At 72.0% G+C, this 19,297-nt stretch carries 16 protein-coding genes; 3 read left to right on the top strand and 13 right to left on the bottom strand.

Annotated elements, in window-relative coordinates; all coding sequences use genetic code 11:
* Nucleotides 1-29: 29 nt before the first annotated feature.
* From OOK40_RS03900 to OOK40_RS03870, 7 genes are all read right to left on the bottom strand, one after another.
* Nucleotides 30-1,139 carry a carbohydrate kinase family protein gene (locus OOK40_RS03900; protein ID WP_266476491.1) on the bottom strand — a complete coding sequence of 370 codons (1,110 nt, stop codon included), beginning with the start codon at nucleotides 1,137-1,139 and terminating at the stop codon, nucleotides 30-32.
* 95 nt (nucleotides 1,140-1,234) lie between these two features.
* Entirely contained in the window at nucleotides 1,235-2,533 is a 1,299-nt protein-coding gene (locus OOK40_RS03895) for a glucarate dehydratase family protein (protein WP_266476489.1), read from the bottom strand.
* A 318-nt stretch (nucleotides 2,534-2,851) separates the two neighbouring features.
* Nucleotides 2,852-3,856 carry an adenosine deaminase gene (locus OOK40_RS03890; protein ID WP_266476487.1) on the bottom strand — a complete coding sequence of 335 codons (1,005 nt, stop codon included), beginning with the start codon at nucleotides 3,854-3,856 and terminating at the stop codon, nucleotides 2,852-2,854.
* A 14-nt stretch (nucleotides 3,857-3,870) separates the two neighbouring features.
* Nucleotides 3,871-4,779 carry a ribonuclease Z gene (locus OOK40_RS03885; protein ID WP_266476486.1) on the bottom strand — a complete coding sequence of 303 codons (909 nt, stop codon included), beginning with the start codon at nucleotides 4,777-4,779 and terminating at the stop codon, nucleotides 3,871-3,873.
* 16 nt (nucleotides 4,780-4,795) lie between these two features.
* Nucleotides 4,796-5,155, bottom strand: a complete 360-nt coding sequence (locus OOK40_RS03880; protein WP_266476484.1) for a histidine triad nucleotide-binding protein — start codon at nucleotides 5,153-5,155, stop codon at nucleotides 4,796-4,798.
* A 238-nt stretch (nucleotides 5,156-5,393) separates the two neighbouring features.
* Nucleotides 5,394-8,597 carry a S41 family peptidase gene (locus tag OOK40_RS03875; RefSeq protein WP_266476482.1) on the bottom strand — a complete coding sequence of 1,068 codons (3,204 nt, stop codon included), beginning with the start codon at nucleotides 8,595-8,597 and terminating at the stop codon, nucleotides 5,394-5,396.
* A gap of 46 nt (nucleotides 8,598-8,643) precedes the next feature.
* Nucleotides 8,644-9,171 (bottom strand): hypothetical protein, encoded by a 528-nt coding sequence (locus OOK40_RS03870; RefSeq protein WP_266476481.1) that lies wholly within the window; start codon nucleotides 9,169-9,171, stop codon nucleotides 8,644-8,646.
* 76 nt (nucleotides 9,172-9,247) lie between these two features.
* Here OOK40_RS03870 and OOK40_RS03865 point away from each other — a divergent pair, with 76 nt between their 5' ends.
* Nucleotides 9,248-9,658: a hypothetical protein gene (locus OOK40_RS03865; RefSeq protein WP_266476480.1), complete on the top strand. Its 411-nt coding sequence runs from the start codon at nucleotides 9,248-9,250 to the stop codon at nucleotides 9,656-9,658.
* A 185-nt stretch (nucleotides 9,659-9,843) separates the two neighbouring features.
* On the opposite strand, the gene OOK40_RS03860 is transcribed toward OOK40_RS03865, so the two are convergent.
* The 4 genes from OOK40_RS03860 to hrcA form a co-directional block, all read right to left on the bottom strand.
* Nucleotides 9,844-10,587 carry a 16S rRNA (uracil(1498)-N(3))-methyltransferase gene (locus OOK40_RS03860; protein ID WP_266476479.1) on the bottom strand — a complete coding sequence of 248 codons (744 nt, stop codon included), beginning with the start codon at nucleotides 10,585-10,587 and terminating at the stop codon, nucleotides 9,844-9,846.
* Nucleotides 10,584-11,657: a nitronate monooxygenase gene (locus OOK40_RS03855; protein WP_266476477.1), complete on the bottom strand. Its 1,074-nt coding sequence runs from the start codon at nucleotides 11,655-11,657 to the stop codon at nucleotides 10,584-10,586. The genes OOK40_RS03860 and OOK40_RS03855 overlap by 4 nt, the downstream gene beginning before the upstream one ends.
* Before the next feature lie 127 nt (nucleotides 11,658-11,784).
* Complete coding sequence (gene dnaJ / locus OOK40_RS03850; RefSeq protein WP_266476475.1) at nucleotides 11,785-12,921, bottom strand: molecular chaperone DnaJ; 1,137 nt, start codon at nucleotides 12,919-12,921, stop codon at nucleotides 11,785-11,787.
* Nucleotides 12,922-13,947 (bottom strand): heat-inducible transcriptional repressor HrcA, encoded by a 1,026-nt coding sequence (hrcA, locus tag OOK40_RS03845; protein ID WP_266478854.1) that lies wholly within the window; start codon nucleotides 13,945-13,947, stop codon nucleotides 12,922-12,924.
* A 166-nt stretch (nucleotides 13,948-14,113) separates the two neighbouring features.
* Here hrcA and OOK40_RS03840 point away from each other — a divergent pair, with 166 nt between their 5' ends.
* Complete coding sequence (locus OOK40_RS03840) at nucleotides 14,114-14,836, top strand: MBL fold metallo-hydrolase (RefSeq protein WP_266476473.1); 723 nt, start codon at nucleotides 14,114-14,116, stop codon at nucleotides 14,834-14,836.
* Nucleotides 14,837-14,846: 10 nt separating this feature from the next.
* Nucleotides 14,847-15,668 carry a DUF3097 domain-containing protein gene (locus OOK40_RS03835; RefSeq protein WP_266476471.1) on the top strand — a complete coding sequence of 274 codons (822 nt, stop codon included), beginning with the start codon at nucleotides 14,847-14,849 and terminating at the stop codon, nucleotides 15,666-15,668.
* Between the two features lie 296 nt (nucleotides 15,669-15,964).
* Here the strand turns inward: OOK40_RS03835 and hemW are convergent, their stop codons facing one another.
* Nucleotides 15,965-17,197 (bottom strand): radical SAM family heme chaperone HemW, encoded by a 1,233-nt coding sequence (gene hemW / locus OOK40_RS03830; protein ID WP_266476469.1) that lies wholly within the window; start codon nucleotides 17,195-17,197, stop codon nucleotides 15,965-15,967.
* A 28-nt stretch (nucleotides 17,198-17,225) separates the two neighbouring features.
* Nucleotides 17,226-19,178, bottom strand: a complete 1,953-nt coding sequence (locus OOK40_RS03825) for an ATP-binding SpoIIE family protein phosphatase (protein WP_266476467.1) — start codon at nucleotides 19,176-19,178, stop codon at nucleotides 17,226-17,228.
* Nucleotides 19,179-19,297 lie beyond the last annotated feature (119 nt).

The following is a 19,297-nucleotide window of genomic DNA, read 5'->3' as shown; positions in this document are numbered from 1 at the left end:
TCCGTGGTCCGTCCGGTGCCGTCCCCGGTCTATGCGGAGCGGCCGAAGCCGATGGTCGGGACGGCCCTGCGCAGCGGCCAGGGCCTGGCCGGGGCGGGCAGCAGCGCTTCGAGGAAGGCGTACCGCTGCAGGGCCTCCGGGTCCTGGCCGGCGACGCCCTGGACGTGCTGCCACCAGGCCGCGATCTCCGACCAGCCGGGCGCGGAGAGTGATCCTCCGAATTCCTGCACCGACAGGGCGGCGGTCAGCCCGGCGAAGGCGAGCCGGTCGGCGAGCGGCCAGCCTGCGAGGGTGCCGGTGACGAACCCGGCCACGAACACGTCGCCGGCGCCCGTCGGGTCCAGCGCCTCCACCTCGATGGCCGGAACCTGGGCGCTCTCGCCGGTCGCCCCGTCCACGGCGCACGCACCCTCCGCACCCAGCGTGACGACGGCCACCGGGACGCGTTCGGTGAGGGCGTGGGCGGCGGCGAGGGGGCGGTCGGTGCGGGTGTAGCGCATCGCCTCCTCCGCATTGGGCAGGAAGGCCTCGCAGTGCTCCAGATCGGCGAGGTCCTCCGGGTCCCAGCGGCCGGTCTCGTCCCAGCCGACGTCGGCGAAGATGCGGGCGCCCTTGCGGGCGGCCTGCGCGATCCAGTCGGCCCGGCCGGGGGTCAGCGATGCGACGGCGGCGCGCGCGGGCGGCGGGCAGTCGGGGGCGGGCTCGGGCGGCGGGGCCTCGTGGCCGTGGGAGACCATCGTGCGTTCGCCCTCGTACGCCATAGAGACGGTCACGGGCGAGTGCCAGCCGGGGACGGTGCGGGAGAGGGAGAGGTCGATGCCCTCGCCCTGTTCGAGGGCGTCCCAGCAGTACTCGCCGTAGTGGTCGTCGCCGAAGGCGGAGGCGAGCGAGGTACGCAGGCCGAGGCGGGCGAGGGCGGTGGCCATGTTGGCGACGCCGCCGGGGCTCGATCCCATGCCGCGGGCCCAGGACTCGGTGCCGCGGACGGGGGCGGAGTCGAGGCCGGTGAAGATGATGTCCAGGAAGACGTTGCCGGTCAGGTAGACGTCGCAGGCGGGATCCTCGGGGGTCCGCAGGCCCGCGAGCGGGTCGAGGCAGGCGGCCGCGTGGTCCCATTGCTCACCGTGTCGAGTGCTCACCGTGCCGCTCCTGGTACGTGGTGCAGATCAGGCCAGTCTGCCTGATGGAGCGGCGCGTGTGCGGGTGCGGCGGGTGGTGCCGGGCCCGTGCCCGGCTACCAGCGCGGGACGGGCGGTGCGGCCCAGCCCGGCTGGGCGACCCGCATCGCCGCCGCGTCGTCGCGTTCGCGCATCGTGCCGTCGTCGTCGAGCCAGCGCCGGTGCAGGCGGGCGAGCTTGTCCCGGTCGAGCTCGACGCCGAGCCCCGGCAGATCACTGACGGCGAGGCGGCCGTCCTTGAAGTCGAGGCGCTCGGTGATGACGTCCTCGGTCTGCCAGGGGTAGTGGCTGTCGCAGGCGTGGTCGAGGTTGGGGACGACGGCCGCGACATGGGTCATCGCAGCGAGGCTGATGCCCAGGTGCGTGTTGGAGTGCATGGACAGGCCGACCCCGAACGTGCGGCAGATCGCGGCCAGTTCACGCGTGTTGCGCAGTCCGCCCCAGTAGTGGTGGTCGCAGAGCACGACCTGAACGGCGCCGCGCGTGAAGGCCTCCGGGATCTCGGCGAAGGTGGTCACGCACATGTTGGTGGCCAGCGGGACACCGGTGGCGGCCGCGACCGCGGCCATCCGGTCGGTGCCGCTCGTCGGGTCCTCCAGGTATTCCAGTACGTCCCCGAGTTCCTCCGCGACCCTCAGCGAGGTCTCGACCGACCAGGCGCCGTTGGGGTCCAGCCTCAGCGGCTGTCCGGGAAACGCCTCCGCCAGCGCCCGTACGGCCGCGATCTCCTGGTCCGGCTCGAAGACGCCGCCTTTGAGTTTGAAGGAGGCGAAGCCGTACTCGCGCGAGAAGCGCCTGGCCTGGGCGACCACGCCGACTGGGTCGAGTGCCGCGCCCCAGTCGTCCGGCTCCCCCGCCCCGCCCGGGTGTTCGGCCCAGCGGTAGAAGAGATACCCGCTGTACTCGACGGCGTCGCGCACCTTGCCGCCCAGCAGCGCGTGCACGGGCAGTCCGAGTGCCTTGCCGAGCGCGTCGAGGCAGGCGACCTCGAAGCCGGAGACGACGGAGAGCCGCAGCTTGTCGGCCGTCTGCACCCCGCGCAGTCCGCCCGCGTCGACGGCGCCCGCGCCGGTGGCCTCGGGCGAGTCGCCGCACACGAGGTCGGCGAGCCGGTGCAGGCCGTTCACGTCGCTGACCTGGCAGCCGGGCAGCGCGTCCGCCAAGGGGGCGGCCAGATCGAGGTATTTGGTGTCCCCGTAGGTCTCGCCGACGCCGGTGACGCCGTCCGCCGTGACGACTTCGACGATGAGGCGGGGGGTGTACGGCTGGTGCACGCCCTGGGTGTTGAGCAGCGGGGGATCGGCGACGAGGATCGGGGTGAGCCGCACGTCGGTGATCGTGAGGTTGCGCGTCACCGCTGTCTCCCTATGTAGATGCCGTACATGGATGAGAACGAGATCGAGAGTAGGTATGGGAGCTGGGGCCGTCAATGGGGCGTCCCTGCCAGGGGTGCGGGGCGCCTGCGGCGGGCCTGTTCCCCTACCCGCCCTTCCCCGTAACCGGGGGCGCTGCCCCCGGACCCCCGCGCCTCAAACGCCGGCGGGGCTGAATTCTTCAGCCCGTCCGGCGTTTGAGGACACGCGCGAAGCGCGTACGGGGTCTGGGGCGAAGCCCCAGTTCGGGAAGGGGCGGGTAGGGGAACAGGCCCGCCGCAGGCGCACCCCCGCCCCCGCCTACCGCCCGAACTCGTACGCCTCCACCTCCGCGATCAGCCCCGCCCGCCGCCCCTCGTCGTCATCCAGAAACGCCGCCACGAACGAGTTCCGCGCCAGCTCCCGCAGCGCCCCCTGGTCCAGCCCCAGCGCCTCCCGCACCGCGTAGAACGTCTCCCCGACATAGCCCCCGAAGTACGCCGGGTCGTCCGAGTTCACCGTGCACAGCAGGCCCGCCGCCATCATCCGGGGCAGCGGGTGGTCCTCCAGTGTGTCGACCGCGCGCAGGCGGACGTTCGACAGGGGGCAGAGCGTCAGCGGGATCCGCTCGCGGACCAGGCGTTCGACGAGTTGGGGGTCTTCCATGCAGCGCAGCCCGTGGTCGATGCGTTCGATGCCGAGGACGTCCAGGGCCTCGGTGATGTACGAGGGCGGGCCCTCCTCGCCCGCGTGGGCGACCCGGCGCAGGCCGAGCGCCGCCGCCGCCTCGTAGACCTCGCGGAACTTCGACGGCGGATGCCCGACCTCCGCCGAGTCGAGGCCCACGGCCGTGATCCGGTGCAGATACGGCTTCGCGGCCGTGAGCGTCTGCATCGCCGACTCGGCGGACTCGTCCCGAAGGAAGCACATGATCAGCCGCGTCGAGATGCCGTGCCGCTCCTCGCTGTGGTCCAGCGCGCGGGCCAGCCCTTCGATCACCGTGCCGAGCGGGACGCCGCGCGCGGTGTGCGCCTGCGGGTCGAAGAAGATCTCCGCATGCCGTACGCCCTGCTCGGCGGCGCGTGCCAGATACGCCTCGGCGAGTTCGGCGAAGTCGTCCTCGGTGTGCAGGACGGCCATCAGGCCGTAGTAGAGGTCGAGGAAGGACTGCAGATCCTCGAAGAGGTAGGCGCGGCGCAGCTCCTCGGTGTCCTTGTACGGCAGCTCCACGCCGTTGCGCGCGGCGAGTGCGAAGGCGAGTTCGGGTTCGAGGGTGCCTTCGATGTGGAGGTGCAGTTCGGCCTTGGGGAGGGGCTGGAAGGACACGGCTCTCGCCTCGTTCACTGGTGACGTTTGGGGAGGGGGACGCGCAACAGGTCCTGGGCGATGGTCAGTTCGCCCTCGAACCCGGCCGCGCGTGCCTGCCGCTCGAATTCGTCCGGGTCGCTGTAGCGCTGCGAGAAGTGCGTGAGAACCAGATGCCGCACTCCCGCGTCGCGGGCGGCCCGCGCCGCCTGCCCGGCGGTCAAGTGGCCGTGGTCCGTGGCCAGTTGTTCGTCCTCGTCGAGGAAGGTCGACTCGATGACGAGCATGTCGCAGCCGTCCGCGAGCGCGTGCACGCCGTCGCAGAGGCGGGTGTCCATGACGAAGGCGAACCGCTGTCCTCGGCGGACCTCGCTGACCTCGGCAAGGGTGACGCCGTTCACCTCGCCCTCGCGCTGGAGCCGCCCGACGTCGGGGCCCTTGATGCCGTGCGCGGCGAGCTTCTCGGGCAGCATCCGGCGGCCGTCCGGCTCGGTCACGCGGTAGCCGTACGACTCGACGGGGTGCGAGAGCTTGCGGGCGTCGAGGGTGTACGAGCCGTTCTCGGCCAGCACCCCGTCGGCGGCGACGGGGGCCTGGATCAGCTCGACGGTCTCGCGGTAGGCCGTCGCGTACCGCAGCCGGTCGAAGAAGCGCTGCCCGCTCGCCGGATAGTGCGCGGACACCTCGTGCGGGACCCGGTCGAGGTTGATGCGCTGGATCACTCCGGCGAGGCCGAGTGAGTGGTCGCCGTGGAAGTGCGTGACGCAGATCCGGTTGATGTCGTGCGCGGCCACCCCGGCCCGCAGCATCTGGCGCTGCGTGCCCTCGCCGGGGTCGAAGAGTATGCCTTCGCCGTCCCAGCGCAGCAGGTAGCCGTTGTGGTTGCGGTGGCGGGTCGGGACCTGACTGGCGGTGCCGAGCACGACCAATTCACGTACGGACAAGGCGAGTCGGCTCCCTTTATCCCGGGGGCCATTCGAGACCGCGACCGCCCAGCAGATGCGCGTGGGCGTGGAAGACGGTCTGGCCCGCGCCGCTTCCGGTGTTGAAGACGATCCGGTATCCGGCGCCGTCGACCTTCTCCTCGGCGGCGACCTCGCCCGCCTCGCGCAGCACATCGGCGGCAAGCTGCGGCTCGGCGGCGGCGAGCGAGGCGGCATCGCGGTAGTGCGCCTTGGGGATGACCAGGATGTGGGTGGGGGCCTGGGGATTGATGTCGCGGAAGGCGACGATCCGCTCGGTCTCCCGCACGACGGTGGCAGGAACCTCCCCCGCGACGATCTTGCAGAACAGGCAGTCAGCCTGCGGTTCTCCCGCCATGCCGGGATCCTCCTCGCGTGGGTCCACTACGACTTGCATCGTATCGAGTGACCGGGTTCGTGGGCGCCGTGGGAAGTCACCCGGGTCCGTGGTTGCCGTGGGCCAGGGGGCGTTGACGGTTGCTTTCCGGTGGTGGGCTTCGCGGGCGAGCCGCAGATTGCGCCCCACGCCGCCGGGCGCGGTCCGATGAGGACCGGCGCCCGGCGCCGCCAGGCAGACGGGACTTTGAAGACACGACCTATGGCAGGTCCGGAGGAGTCTTCGACGGGTTCTCGGACAGCACGGCCAGTGCCATCCGTACCGCCTCGTCCAGCTGCGGGTCACGCCCTGCCGCATGGTCCTGCGGGGTCATCACCACCTCCACGTCCGGGTCGACACCGTGGTTCTCCACGCCCCAGCCGTATCCCTCCAGCCAGAAGGCGTACTTGGGCTGGGTGACGAGCGTCCCGTCCACCAGGGAGTACCGGCTGTCGATGCCGACGACGCCGCCCCAGGTGCGCGTCCCCACCACCGGGCCGATGCCGAGCGCTTTGATCGCCGCATTGACGATGTCGCCGTCCGAGCCCGAGAACTCGTTCGCCACTGCGACCACCGGGCCGCGTGGCGCGTCCTGCGGGTAGCTGGACGGCTGCATCCCGCGCGGCAGGTCCCAGCCCACGATCCGGCGCGCCAGCTTCTCGACGACGAGCTGGGAGGTGTGCCCGCCGCGGTTCTCGCGTACGTCCACCACCAGCCCCTCGCAGGCCACCTCGATCCGCAGATCCCGGTGGATCTGGGCCCAGCCGGGCGCCTGCATGTCGGGGACGTGCAGATAGCCCAGGCGGCCGCCGGACTTCTCGTGGACGTAGGCACGCCGGTCCGCCACCCAGGCGTGGTAGCGCAGCGGCTCCTCGTCCGAGAGCGGCACGACGACGGCATGGCGCGGATCGCCGCCGCCCGCCGGGGAGACGGTCAGTTCGACGGGCTTGCCCGCGGCGCCCACGAGCAGCGGTCCGGGCCCGGCGACGGGGTCCACCGGCCTTCCGTCCACCGCGAGGATCGCGTCGCCCGCGCGGACCGCGACTCCGGGCGCGGCGAGCGGTGAGTGGGCGTTCGGGTCGGACGTCTCGGACGGCAGGATGCGGTCGATGCGCCAGGCGCCGTCCGCCGCGCGGGAGATGTCCGCGCCCAGCAGGCCCTGGCGGGTGCTCGCGCTGCCGTACCCGCCGCGCGGCATGACGTAGGCGTGCGAGGTGCCCAGCTCACCCTGCACCTCCCAGAGCAGATCCATCAGATCGTCATGGGTGGCCACCCTGGACAGGATCGGGCGGTAGCGGTCCAGTACGCCGTCCCAGTCGACGCCGCCGAGGTCCGGGCGCCAGAAGTTGTCGCGCATCAGCCGCCCGGCCTCGTCGTACATCTGCCGCCACTCGGCGGCCGGGTCGACGCTGCCGCGCACCCGCGAGAGGTCGACGGTGATGTTGGAGTCGCTCTCCTCGTCGCGCGAGGCCCTGCGGTCGCTCGGGACCACCTTGAGCTTGCCGTCGGTGTACAGCAGCACCCGCTTGCCGTCCCCGCTGACGGAGAAGCTCGTCGCGTCCGGGGCGAGCTCCTCGATCCGCTGCTGGACGAGGTCGTACCGCTCCAGGGCGGTCTGGGGCCCCGGGTCGTCGGGCGTCGCGCGGGTCGCGCCGAGGACGCCGCGCAGCGGGTGGCTCAGCCACAGCAGTCCGTCCTTGGCGGCGCGCAGCGTGGAGTAGCTGGCGGCCTCGACGGGGAAGGGCACTATCCGGTCGGCGAGCCCTTCGAGGTCGATACGGATCACGGGGACGCCGCCGTCCTCGCCGTCCTGCCGTCCCTGGTCCTTGTCCTTGTCCGTCTCGAACGCCCGGCCGTGGCGCTGCGGCCCGAACGGCGAGGGCGTGGTGGCCGCGAGCGTGATCAGATGCGGGCGGCAGCCGCGGACGAAGGCCAGGTCGAAGACGTGTGTGTCGTAGACCGGGTCGAAGGCGCGCTCGGAGAGGAACGCGAGGTGCTTTCCGTCGAGCGTGAAGGCGGGCTGGTAGTCGCAGAAGCGCAGCGGGGTCGCCTCGGAGACGGACAGATCGGCGGTGTTGGCGAGTTTGAGCTGACGCAGCGGGTCGGGTCCCGCGTGCGACCAGGCGAGCCAGCCGGAGTCGGGCGAGAAGGCGAGGCCGGTGGCGTCGCCGTGCTCGCTGCGGTCGACCTCGCGGACCTCGCCCGACTCGCGTTCGACGAGCAGGACACGGCCGTCGTGCGAGGCGACGGCGGCGCGGCTGCCGTCCGGTGCGACGGCGAGGCTCAGTACGCGGCCGAGCCGTCCCGCGCCGAGCCTGCGGGGTGTCGCGCCGGGCGCGGGGCCAGTGGCCGGCGCGAACTCGAGTGCGTCCTCGCCCTCGGCGTCGGTGACCCAGACAACCTGTTCCTCGCCCTCGACACGGAAGGTGCGGGGCAGCCTGGCCCGTACGCCGGGTTCCGCGGCGAGCGCCCGCGCGGGCCCCTCCCGGTGGGTGACCCAGTGGACTGTGCCGCGGACCTCCACGGCGCTGCCGCGGCCCGTGTGGTCGGGGGTCGCGGTGCCGAAGTGGCGGTCGGCCTTGACGGGGCGCGGGCGCAGATCGGTGCGCTGGCCGCCGAGGCGGATGTCGAGCCGGCGCGGCTCGGCGGCGTCCAGGCCGTCGAGGAGCCACAGTTCACCGGCGGACGCGTAGACGACGCGGGTGCCGTCGGTGGCGGCGTGGCGGGCGTAGAAGCCGTCGAGGGGGGTGTGCCGCCGCAGGCCGGAGCCGTCGGCCGCCGACGAATAGAGCGCGCCGGTGCCTTCGTGGTCGGAGAGGAAGGCGATCCGGTCCCCCACCCAGAGCGGGTACTCGATGTTCCCGTCGAGCTCCTCGTGGAGGCGTACGAACTCGCCATCGCTGTCCCGGTCGATCCACAACTTGCCCGCGGTGCCGCCCCGGTAGCGCTTCCAGGCGGCGGCCTCGCGGCCCATCGTGGCGGAGAGCAGGACGGTGTGCGGCCCGTGTGCCACATCGCCCACGGGCCCGTACGGCAGGACGGCCGCGGGCCCGCCGTCGAGCGGCACGGCACGCGCCCAGGTGCGGCGCAGCGAGGCCTGGCCGTGGGTGGTGATCGCGAGGACCTGGCCGTCGGGGGTCCAGCCGCGGACGGACGTCTTGTTGCTGCCCCAGTACGTCAGGCGGTTCGTCGGGCCGCCGTCGACGGGCGCGAGATGCACCTCGGGGGCGCCTGCCCGCTGCGAGGACCACGCTATGTGCGTGCCGTCGGGGGAGATCCTCGGATGGTTCACCGGAACGTTGTCGGCGCTGACGCGCCACGCGCGGCCGCCGTCGAGCGGGGCGACCCAGACGTCGTCCTCTGCGGTGAAGGCGATCAACTCGCCGTGGACATGCGGATACCGGAGGTAGGCAGGGTGCGTCACACCGTCACCCTAGGCAGGTGGCCGCCGCCCGGTCACGGCTTTCGGATCACTTGGCCGGCGGGTCGGCCGTCTCGGTCACGGTCACCGTGACGGTGACCGTGGGACGCGCCGGCCCGCCCGGCGGCCGGGTCGGCGGCGTACTGCTGGGCGCGGCACTGCAGTTGCCGAGCACGCTCGCCTCGAAGACGACCTTGCCGCCAACCTTCGCAATGAGATTCCCGCGTACACACCTGCCGGAACGCTCGTCCGTCACCTTGCCCTTGAGCGTGATCTCCTGACCGGATTCGGTCTCACCGTGACAGTCGACGGTGGCCACGCTCGGCCTGGACGGCGACGCGGAGGCGGTGACGGGCGCCTTGCCGCCGTCGATGTTCGCCGTACAACTGAGCCAGCGCACCTTGAAGCCGATCCGCTCCAGGGTGCTGGTCGCCGTCTTGTCGGTGGTGACCGCGACCGCGACGGAACTCAGCCCGCCGGTCGACGGCTCACAGGCCGCAACACCAACAACTGCCGCCGCGGCAGCGCAGATTGCCGCGAGGGTGCGCGGGTGGAGTACGCGTCTCAAGGCCCCCATGAGAGGCAGCCTCCCACTGTGTCACCGGCTGCGGTAGTCCGGTTGCCGCCACTCGTGAACACCGTAGGGTGACGTCATGGGAGCGAGCCGGAAGGTCAGGCGCCTCGTCGTCGGCGACACCATCCATCTGTGGTCGGTACGGCACCGCCACCACGACAGCACCGGCGAACACTGCGCCGAAGTGCTCTCCCTCGTGCGCGAGGGCACACAGACGCGGCTGCGACTGGTCTTCCGGGCGGGTCCGGGGCGGTTCACACCCGATGCCTACGTCCCCTCGGGCACAGTGGCGGACGACCGGGACCACTGGCTCAACCTGCATGAACCGGGCGTCGTACGCCGCTTCGTGGACGAGGCCGAGGCCCGCGGCGTTCTGCCGGCAGACGGCAGGACGGTGGAGCTCGACGGCTGGCCACTGTTCGACGCGGTGGTGAGCCGGAACCTCTCAAGCCCGTTGGGGGTCCCCCGGACGAAGTCTGGGGGAGATTGAGGACAAGGCTAGGCCGTGTCTGACAAATAGCGCCGTCCGCCCGCAGGGCGGGGTGCGCGGCGTCCGGTGCGTGCAATCGCAAGGCGGAGGATCATCCTCGTACTGGACGTACTTGGATGACTCCGACAACGCAGCGAGTGTGCGTGCCGGGCGTCGCGCACCAGGCGAGATTTGTCAGACACGGCCTAGGACCAGCGGCCGGTGCGGCCGAGCAGGAGCGCCGTCGCCGCCGTGCCCGCCGTCGACGTGCGCAGCACACTCCGGCCCAGCCGATACGGCTTCGCGCCCGCCTCGGCGAATGCCGCCAACTCCTCCGGGGACACGCCCCCTTCGGGGCCCACCACCAGCACGATCGACCCCTCCGCGGGCAGCTCCGCCGTGGCCAGCGGCTCGGCGCCCTCCTCGTGCAGCACCGCCGCGAAATCCGCTTCGGCCAGAAGTGACGCAACCTGCTTGGTCGTTGCCGCGTCCGCGACCTCCGGGAAGCGGAGCCGGCGCGACTGTTTGCCCGCCTCGCGTGCCGTCGCCCGCCACTTCGCAAGCGACTTGGCGGCCCGTTCGCCCTTCCACTGAGTGATGCAGCGCGCGGCGGCCCACGGCACGACCGCGTCGACTCCGGTCTCCGTCATCGTCTCGACGGCGAGTTCACCGCGGTCGCCCTTGGGCAGCGCCTGGACGACGGTGATACGGGGCGTCGGCTCCGGTTCCGTCGGGAACTCCCGCGGTTCGACGATCAGCCGGTCCTTGCCCTCGGTCCGTACGACGACCCCTGCCGCCCCCCGCCCGCGGCCGTCCGTCAGCACGATGTCCTCGCCGGGCTGCAGCCTGCGTACGGAGACGGCGTGCCGCCCCTCGGGCCCGTCCAGGGTGACGGTCGCCCCCGGGCCGACGCCCTCCAGGGAGTCGACGAGGAAGACCGGCGCAGTCATCGGGAACCGCCCAGCGCCAGCGCGGCGCGCGCGGAGTCCGTTTCGGCGACGAGGACGTCGACCAGCCGGCCGGCGGGCAGCTCACGCGCCAGCCGGTGGCCCTGCCCGGCCCACAGCGCCATGCCCTGCGCGTCGCCCGTCCTGGCCGCGGCCTTGCGCAGGCCGCTGGTCAGGTGGTGCACCTGGGGGTACGCGGCGGGCGCGTACGGGCCGTGCTCGCGCATGAAGCGGTTCACGAGGCCGCGGGCGGGCCGCCCGGAGAAGGCGCGGGTGAGTTCGGTGCGTACGAACAAAGGATTCGTCATGGCCTGCTTGTGCAGCGCGTTCGCACCGGACTCGGGGCAGACGAGGAACGCGGTGCCGAGCTGCGCCGCGACCGCCCCCGCCGCGAGCACGCCCGCGATCTGGCCGCCGCGCATCAGTCCGCCCGCGGCGATGAGCGGAAGCTGAACGGTCTCGCGGATCAGCGCGATGAGGGAGAGCAGCCCGATCCCGGCGCCGTCGGACTCGGGGTCGTCGCGGTGGGTGCCCTGATGGCCGCCGGCCTCGATGCCCTGCACACACACGGCGTCGGCCCCGGCCCACTGCGCGGCCTGCGCCTCTTCGGGCGTGGTGACGGTGACGACGGTGAAGGTCCCCGCCTTGGCGAAGGAGTCGAGCACATCGCGGGTCGGGCAGCCGAAGGTGAAGGAGACGACGGGCACGGGGTCGTCGAGGAGGATCGCCAGCTTGGCCTCGTAGCCGTCGTCGCGCCCGGAGTCGGGGTCGCCGAGAGGAGTCTCGTACCAGGCGGCCTCACCGGCGAGCTGATTCCGGTAGATCTCGACGGCACCGGGGTCGGCGGTGTTGGGCTGCGGCATGAGGAGATTGACGCCGAACGGCTGCGCGGTGAGCCCGCGCACCTGTTTGACCTCCTGGTACATGCCGTCCGCGGTCTTGTATCCGGCAGCGAGGAACCCGAGCCCGCCGGCTTCGGACACGGCGGCGGCGAGCTGGGGGCAGGATGCGCCGCCCGCCATGGGGGCCTGCACGATCGGATGACGGCAAAGATCGGTCAGTGCGGAGGACATGCAGGCATGGTGCCATGCCGCTCGCGGCCCATCGAATCGGGCGTTCCGCAACGGCAGCGGTTGCGGGCCGCTGTCCTGAAAACGCCGGAGGGGCTGAAGATTCAGCCCCTCCGGCGTTCGACAGGGCCTAACGCCCGTTGAACGCGTCCTTCAGGCGGGAGAACAGTCCCTGCTGCCCCGGCTGGAACTGACCCGTAGGCCTTTCCTCGCCGCGCAGCTTCGCCAGGTCCCGCAGCAGCCGCTCCTGATCCACGTCCAGCTTCGACGGGGTCATCACCTCGACATGGACGATCAGGTCGCCACGGCCCCCGCCCCGCAGGTGCGTGATGCCGCGCCCGTGCAGCGGGATCGACTGGCCGGACTGGGTGCCCGGGCGGATGTCGACCTCCTCCATGCCGTCCAGCGTCTCCAGCGGGCACTTCGTGCCCAGCGCCGCCGCCGTCATGGGGATCGTCACCGTGCAGTGCAGATCGTCGCCACGGCGCTGGAACACCGCGTGCGGCAGCTCGTGGATCTCGACGTAGAGGTCGCCGGCGGGGCCACCGCCCGGGCCGACCTCGCCCTCGCCCGCGAGCTGGATGCGGGTGCCGTTGTCGACACCGGCCGGGATCTTGACCGTCAGGGTGCGGCGGGACCGTACCCGCCCGTCGCCCGCGCACTCGGGGCACGGGGTCGGGACGACCGTTCCGAAGCCCTGGCACTGCGGGCACGGCCGCGACGTCATGACCTGGCCGAGGAAGGAACGCGTCACCTGCGAGACCTCACCGCGGCCGCGGCACATGTCACAGGTCTGCGCCGAGGTACCCGGCGCCGCGCCCTCGCCCGAACACGTCGTACAGACGACGGCCGTGTCGACCTGGATGTCCTTCGTCGTGCCGAAGGCAGACTCGTTGAGCTCGATCTCCAGGCGGATCATCGCGTCCTGGCCCCGCCGCGTACGCGACCTGGGGCCGCGCTGCGAAGCCGTACCGAAGAACGCGTCCATGATGTCCGAGAAGTTCCCGAAGCCACCGGCGCCGAAGCCGCCCGCGCCTCCGCCGCCCGCCTGCGAGAGCGGGTCTCCGCCGAGGTCGTAGACCTGCTTCTTCTGCGGGTCCGACAGCACCTCGTACGCCGCGTTGATCTCCTTGAAGCGCTCCTGCGTCTTCGGGTCCGGATTCACATCCGGGTGGAGTTCACGGGCAAGCCGGCGGAAGGCCTTCTTGATCTCGTCCTGGGACGCGTCGCGGCGTACGCCGAGTACGGCGTAGTAGTCCGTGGCCACTTACGACTCCGCCAGGATCTGTCCGACGTAACGTGCCACTGCGCGTACCGCTCCCATCGTTCCGGGGTAGTCCATGCGGGTCGGTCCGACCACGCCGAGTTTGGCAACTGCCTCGTCGCCCGAACCGTAGCCGACCGCGACGACGGACGTGGAGTTGAGGCCCTCGTGGGCGTTCTCATGACCGATCTTCACGGTCATGCCCATGCCGCCCGCTTCCTTGGCCTCGCCGAGCAGCTTGAGGAGCACCACATGCTCCTCAAGAGCCTCGAGCACCGGCCGGATCGTCAGCGGGAAATCATGTCCGAAGCGCGTCAGATTGGCGGTGCCGCCGATCACCAGCCGCTCCTCGGTCTCCTCGACCAGGGTTTCGAGCAGGGTCGAGAGCACCGTGGAAACGGTACCCCGGTCCTCCGCCTCGAAGGAGTCGGGAAGGTCCTGCACCAGCTGCGGCACATCCGCGAAGCGGCGCCCGACGACCCGGCTGTTGAGCCGGGCCCGCAGGTCCGCGAGCGAGGATTCCGCGAAGGGCGCGGGGCAGTCGATCATGCGCTGCTCGACCCGTCCGGTGTCCGTGATCAGCACGAGCATCAGCCGGGCGGGCGCGAGGGAGAGGAGTTCCACATGCCGGACGGTGGAGCGGGTCAGCGAGGGGTACTGGACCACCGCGACCTGCCGGGTCAGCTGCGCCAGCAGCCGCACCGTACGGCCCACGACGTCGTCGAGGTCGACGGCTCCGTCCAGGAAGTTCTGGATGGCACGGCGCTCGGGCGACGACAGCGGCTTGACGCCGGCCAGTTTGTCGACGAAGAGGCGGTAGCCCTTGTCCGTGGGGATACGCCCCGCGCTCGTATGAGGCTGGGCGATGAACCCTTCCTCCTCCAGCACCGCCATGTCATTGCGGACGGTGGCCGGGGAGACCCCGAGCTTGTGACGCTCCGTGAGCGCCTTGGAGCCGACGGGCTCCTCGGTGCCGACATAGTCCTGGACGATGGCGCGCAGCACCTCGAGTCTGCGTTCGCTGAGCATCGCGCACACCTCCAGCTGTGATTCCTCGGTGACTGCTTGGCACTCGATGCGTACGAGTGCCAGCATTTCCCCGTGCCAGTGTACGGCCGTGGGGTACATCCCTAGCAAGGGCGGCCGACCACGCCACCGAGCGACAGTGCTGGTCGGTTGCGGATAGCGTCGCGGTATGGACGTCAGTTGGGAAGACTTCGGCTGGGAGCGGCTGGCCGACGGGGTGGGCCGGCGGCGGCTTCCCGGCTGGGACGCGACCAGTGGTTTGATCGCCGGAGAGGACGGTGTCCTCCTGTACGACACCGGCTCGACACTCCGCGAGGGGGCCGAGCTGCGGGCCCAGGCGCAAGCCCTGCTCGGCGGCCGACGGGTGACGCATATCGCACTGAGCCATCCCCACTTCGACCATGTGCTGGGCACGGCGGCGTTCTCGGGCGCGGAGGTGTACGGAGCGGTCGGCATCGCCGAATTGATGCGGCGGGAGCGGGACGAGATCCGCGACAGCGCGATACGGCACGGGGTCACCGAGGCCGACGCGACGGAGGCGGCCGACGTGCTGGTGGCGCCGCACCATCTGGTGTTCGGCGAGTGGACGCTGGACCTGGGCGGCCGCCAGGTGCTGCTGGCGAACATCGGCCCCGGCCACTCGGGCCACGATCTGGCGGTCCTGGTGCCCGGCAGCCCGGAGGTCGTCTTCTGCGGCGACCTCGTGGAGGAGTCGGGCGAACCCCAGGCGGGCTCGGACGCGATCCCCTCCCGCTGGCCGGCGGCACTGGACCGGCTGCTGTCGCTCGGCGGCGAGGACGCGGTGTACGTACCGGGGCACGGCGCGGTCGTCGACGCGGCGTTCGTACGCGCCCAACGCGAGTTGCTGGCGGCGCGCTTCGGGGTGTCGTAGCGTCTGGCGAATGCGCAGCTACAGCCCGGATCTGACCCCGCCCTGGAAGAAGTCTCAGCCCGCGCCCGAGGTGCCGGCCGAGCCCGATCTGGTCGTCGAGGAGGTCGGTACGGGCTTCTGCGGTGCGGTGATCCGCTGCGAGAAGACGGCGGAGGGGCCGACGGTCACGCTGGAGGACCGCTTCGGCAAGCACCGGGTGTTCCCGATGGTCCCCCGGGGCTTCCTGCTGGAGGGCCGCGTCGTCACCCTCGTACGCCCCTCCGCCGCCGCTCCGGCGCGCCCGGCCCGCACCGCGTCCGGCTCGCTCGCGGTCCCGGGGGCGCGTGCGCGTGTGGCGCGGGCGGGGCGCATCTATGTCGAGGGCCGCCACGACGCGGAGCTCGTGGAGCGGGTGTGGGGTGACGACCTCCGGATCGAGGGGGTCGTCGTCGAATACCTGGAAGGCATCGACGACCTCCCGTCGATCGTCCGCGACTTCGGCCCGGGCCCGGACGCGCGCCTGGGGGTGCTGGTGGACCATCTGGTCCCGGGCTCGAAGGAGTCCCGCATCGCGGCGGAGGTCACCGGCGAGGACGCACTGGTGGTGGGCCACCCGTACATCGACGTGTGGGAGGCGGTGAAGCCGTCCTCGGTGGGCATCCCCGAGTGGCCGTCGGTCCCGCGGGGCCAGGACTGGAAGACGGGGGTCTGCCTGGCGCTGGGCTGGCCGGAGAACACGGGTGCCGCTTGGCAGCGCATCCTGTCGGCGGTGCGGTCGTACAAGGACCTGGAGCCGGAGCTGCTGGGGCGGGTGGAGGAGCTGATCGATTTCGTCACGGCGGCGGAGGTGTGACCGGGGGTTGTTTCCCCTACCCGCCCCTTCCCGTAACTGGGGGCAAGCCCCCAGCCCCCGACGGGGCTTCGCCCGTACCCCGTATGCGACCTTCGGCCGCATGTCCTCAATCGCCGGACGGGCTGACTGTGCGGCCCAGCCGCACATTCCAGCCCCGTGGGGGTCCCCCCGGACGAAGTCTGGGGGAGTTTGAGGCGCGGGGTCTGGGGCGGAGCCCCAGTTCGGGAAGGGGCGGGTAGGGGAACAGGCCCGCCGCAGGCGCACCCCGCGCCACCGCACCCCGCGCCCCCGCGCCCCTAATCCACCAGGTCCCGCACCACCGCGTCCGCCAGCAACCGCCCCCGCAGCGTCAGCACCGCCCGGCCCTCCCCGTACGGGCCCGCCTCCAGCAGGCCCTCCGACAACGCCCGCCCCGCCGCCGCCAGCCCCGCCGGCCGCAGCAGCGACAGTTCGCAGCCCTCGCGCAGGCGCAGTTCCAGGAGCACCCGCTCCACCCTCCGGTCCTCCGGCGCGAGCACCTCACGGCCCGCACCCGGCGACCGGCCCTCCGCGAGCGCCGCCGCATACGCCCCCGGGTGCTTCACGTTCCACCACCGCACCCCGCCGACGTGGCTGTGCGCTCCGGGGCCCGCGCCCCACCAGTCCGCGCCCCGCCAGTACAGCTCGTTGTGCAGGCAGCGGCCGGCCTGTGAGGTCGACCAGTTGGAGACCTCGTACCAGTCGAAGCCCGCCTCCGCGAGGACCGAGTCCGCGATCAGGTAGCGGTCCGCGTGGACGTCGTCGTCGGTCATCGGCACCTCGCCGCGCCGGATGCGCCGCGCCAGCTGGGTGCCCTCCTCCACGATCAGCGCGTACGCCGAGATGTGGTCGGGGCCGGCCCCCACCGCCGCCGCGAGGGACGTGCGCCAGTCGTCGTCGCTCTCCCCCGGCGTGCCGTAGATGAGGTCGAGATTCACATGCTGGAAGCCCGCCGCCCGCGCTTCCGCGACGCACGCCTCGGGCCGCCCCGGCGTGTGCGTACGGTCCAGCACCTTCAGTACGTGCTGCCGCGCGCTCTGCATCCCGAAGGACACCCGGTTGAAGCCGCCCTCCCGCAGCTCGGCCAGGTACGCCGGATCCACCGATTCCGGGTTCGCCTCGGTGGTGATCTCCGCGTCGTCCGCGAGGCCGAACTCCTCGCGTACCGCGGAGAGCATCCGTACGAGATCCGAGGCGGCGAGCAGCGTCGGCGTGCCGCCACCGACGAAGACCGTCTTCACCTGCCGCGGGTCGTCGCCCAGCACCTTGCGGGCGAGGCGGATCTCCTCGGTGACCATCGCGGCGTAGTTGTCGCGGGAGGCGAGGACGCCGCCCGAGCCGCGCAGCTCGGTCGCCGTGTAGGTGTTGAAATCGCAGTAGCCGCAGCGCGTCGCGCAGTACGGCACATGCAGATAGAAGGCGAGCGGCCGGCCGGCGGCCTGTTCGAGGGCGGATGCGGGCAGCGCCCCGTCCTCGGGCATGGGCTCACCATCGGGCAGTACGGAAGGCATGCCCCCCATTGTCCGTCACCCGCGAGGCTTACATCGCCTGCAGCACCAGCAGCGCGAGATCGTCCCCCGGCGGCGTCTCGGCGAACTCGTGCACCGCCTGCTTGATCCGTTCCGCGATCCCCTGCGCCGTAAGCCCCGCGCAGCCCGCGAGCACCGTCGCGAGCCCGTCGCCGTCGTCGAACATCCGCGCCCCCGAGCGCCGCTCGGTCACCCCGTCCGTGACGCAGAGCAGCGTGTCACCGGGCTCCAGGTCGAAGGTCTGGCTCTGGTACGCCACCTCGTCGACGACCCCGAGCAGCACCTGCGGCTCCGCCGCCGTACGCACCGTGCCGTCGGGCCGCAGCAGCAGCGGCAGCGGATGCCCGGCGCTGGCGACGGTGCACCGCACACCGCCCAGGGGCGAGCGCACCAGCTCGCCGTAGAGCAGGGACAGGAACCGGGCCTGCGGCCCTTCCGGAAAGCCCTGGCCGCCGGCCGCGGCGACCATCAGCGCGGCCGCCTCCGCCGCTTCCATGGCGTCGTCGAGCAGCAGTCCGTTCAGCCGGTCGAGCACCTCGCCGACCTGGTAGCCCTCGCGGGCGAGCAGCCGCAGCCAGGGCCGGGCGAGGCCGGTGACGACGGCGGCCTCGGGACCGCTGCCCTGGACGTCGCCGAGCATGAAGCACCAGCGGCCGCCGGAGCTCGCCGGGAAGATGTCGTAGAAGTCGCCGCCCGCGACTCCGTCGTCGCTCGGCTCGTACACAAGAAAGCGGTCCACGCCGGGGATCTCGCCGACCTTGCCGGGCAGCAGCCCCCGCTGCAGCACTTTGCTGATGGTGGCCTGCCGGGTGTACTGCCGGGCCGCGCCGATCGCGAGGGCGAGCCGCCGCGCGAAGTCCTCGATCAGAGCGGTCACTTCGTCGGGCACACGTGCCAGGCCCTGCCGGGCGACGAGCAGCGTGCCGAGACCGCGCCCGCCGGTGACGAGACGGAAGGCCAGCACCGTCCCCTCGCCCGCGCCCGGCTCGCCCTCGCGCGGCCAGGGGATCGGCACAGGGCCGTTGCGTGGGGTGTCGGGCAGCCGCGGGGGCTCCTTGCTCAGGATCTCGCGCAGTTCCTCGATCCGGGACTCGTCACTGTGCCAGACCCGCGCGAGCCGGGGCGCGGCTCCCGAAGGGCGGCCCGTTCCCCACCTGGGGTGTCCGCCCTCGCCGTCGAGCCAGATCGCGCACCAGTCGGCGAGCCGCGGCACCAGCAGCTGGGCGGCGAGCGCCGCGACCATGTCCTCGTCGAGCTGTCCGGCGAGCAAGTCGGAGGCTTCGGCGAGAAAGGAGAGCGCCCCTCGGCTGATCCAGTCCGGGTCCTCGCGGGCGGTGCGCCGCGGCGTGGGGGCGAGGATCTCGGCCGCGCGCAGCCCGCGCTGGAGCGCGGGTTCGGCGCCCGGCACGGGGCAGGACTCCAGGCCGTCGACGGGCAGGCGGGCCCAGACGGTCTTGAGGGCGGCGCGATAGGTGATGCCCCAGCGCTCGGCGAGGGCGCCGACGAGATGGAGGCCGCGTCCGTACTCGGGGGTGCCGATGCGGTCCTCGCTGTGCGGTTCGTTGCGTACGGTCCTGGCGGGGTGGTGGTCGGAGACCTCGATCACCAGCGCGGCGGGCTCGCCCTCGGCCGATTCATCGAGCCGGCAGAGGAGTTCGACGGTGGTGCCCGCATGGACTACCGCGTTTGTCACGAGCTCGTTGACGACGAGTACGGCATCGTCTGCGAGCCGGTCCGTACTGTGCCTGCCCGGCGGGCAGCCCCCGCGGCCCGCCGTGCCCCGGCAGAAGGCGCAGGTGGCGAGCAGTCCGAGGTTGGTCCAGTCGGCGAGTGCGGCTCGTACGAAACGTCGCGCCGCACAGGGCGCGAGAGGGTTTCCGGGCAGGCTCGTGCGGGAGACCGACCGCGCGTCATCCCGTAATGGGTACAACGGGGTTGGGCGCTGGACGGTGTCTCGCTGCATCGGAACGGGCCCCACTGTGCGGCTCCTGGTCGGTTCTGGCAATGCGCCGCTTATGACACCGACAGAGTGACAGACTGAGCCTGCCCATAAGCGCCGAGTCACTGAAGTGGGCGGTTATG

Origin of the sequence: Streptomyces sp. NBC_01481 (assembly GCF_026339995.1) — a bacterium.
GTDB lineage: Bacteria > Actinomycetota > Actinomycetes > Streptomycetales > Streptomycetaceae > Streptomyces.
This window is presented reverse-complemented; position numbering and strand designations above follow the sequence as displayed.

Excerpts from the sequence above, each read along its gene's own strand:
- OOK40_RS03880 (WP_266476484.1), bottom strand. The coding sequence starts at position 5,155 with ATGGCGGGAGAACCGCAGGCTGACTGCCTGTTCTGCAAGATCGTCGCG.
- OOK40_RS03870 (WP_266476481.1), bottom strand. The coding sequence starts at position 9,171 with ATGGGGGCCTTGAGACGCGTACTCCACCCGCGCACCCTCGCGGCAATC.
- OOK40_RS03865 (WP_266476480.1), top strand. The coding sequence starts at position 9,248 with ATGGGAGCGAGCCGGAAGGTCAGGCGCCTCGTCGTCGGCGACACCATC.
- OOK40_RS03860 (WP_266476479.1), bottom strand. The coding sequence starts at position 10,587 with ATGACTGCGCCGGTCTTCCTCGTCGACTCCCTGGAGGGCGTCGGCCCG.
- OOK40_RS03855 (WP_266476477.1), bottom strand. The coding sequence starts at position 11,657 with ATGTCCTCCGCACTGACCGATCTTTGCCGTCATCCGATCGTGCAGGCC.
- hrcA (WP_266478854.1), bottom strand. The coding sequence starts at position 13,947 with ATGCTCAGCGAACGCAGACTCGAGGTGCTGCGCGCCATCGTCCAGGAC.
- OOK40_RS03840 (WP_266476473.1), top strand. The coding sequence starts at position 14,114 with ATGGACGTCAGTTGGGAAGACTTCGGCTGGGAGCGGCTGGCCGACGGG.
- OOK40_RS03835 (WP_266476471.1), top strand. The coding sequence starts at position 14,847 with ATGCGCAGCTACAGCCCGGATCTGACCCCGCCCTGGAAGAAGTCTCAG.
- hemW (WP_266476469.1), bottom strand. The coding sequence starts at position 17,197 with ATGCCTTCCGTACTGCCCGATGGTGAGCCCATGCCCGAGGACGGGGCG.
- OOK40_RS03825 (WP_266476467.1), bottom strand. The coding sequence starts at position 19,178 with ATGCAGCGAGACACCGTCCAGCGCCCAACCCCGTTGTACCCATTACGG.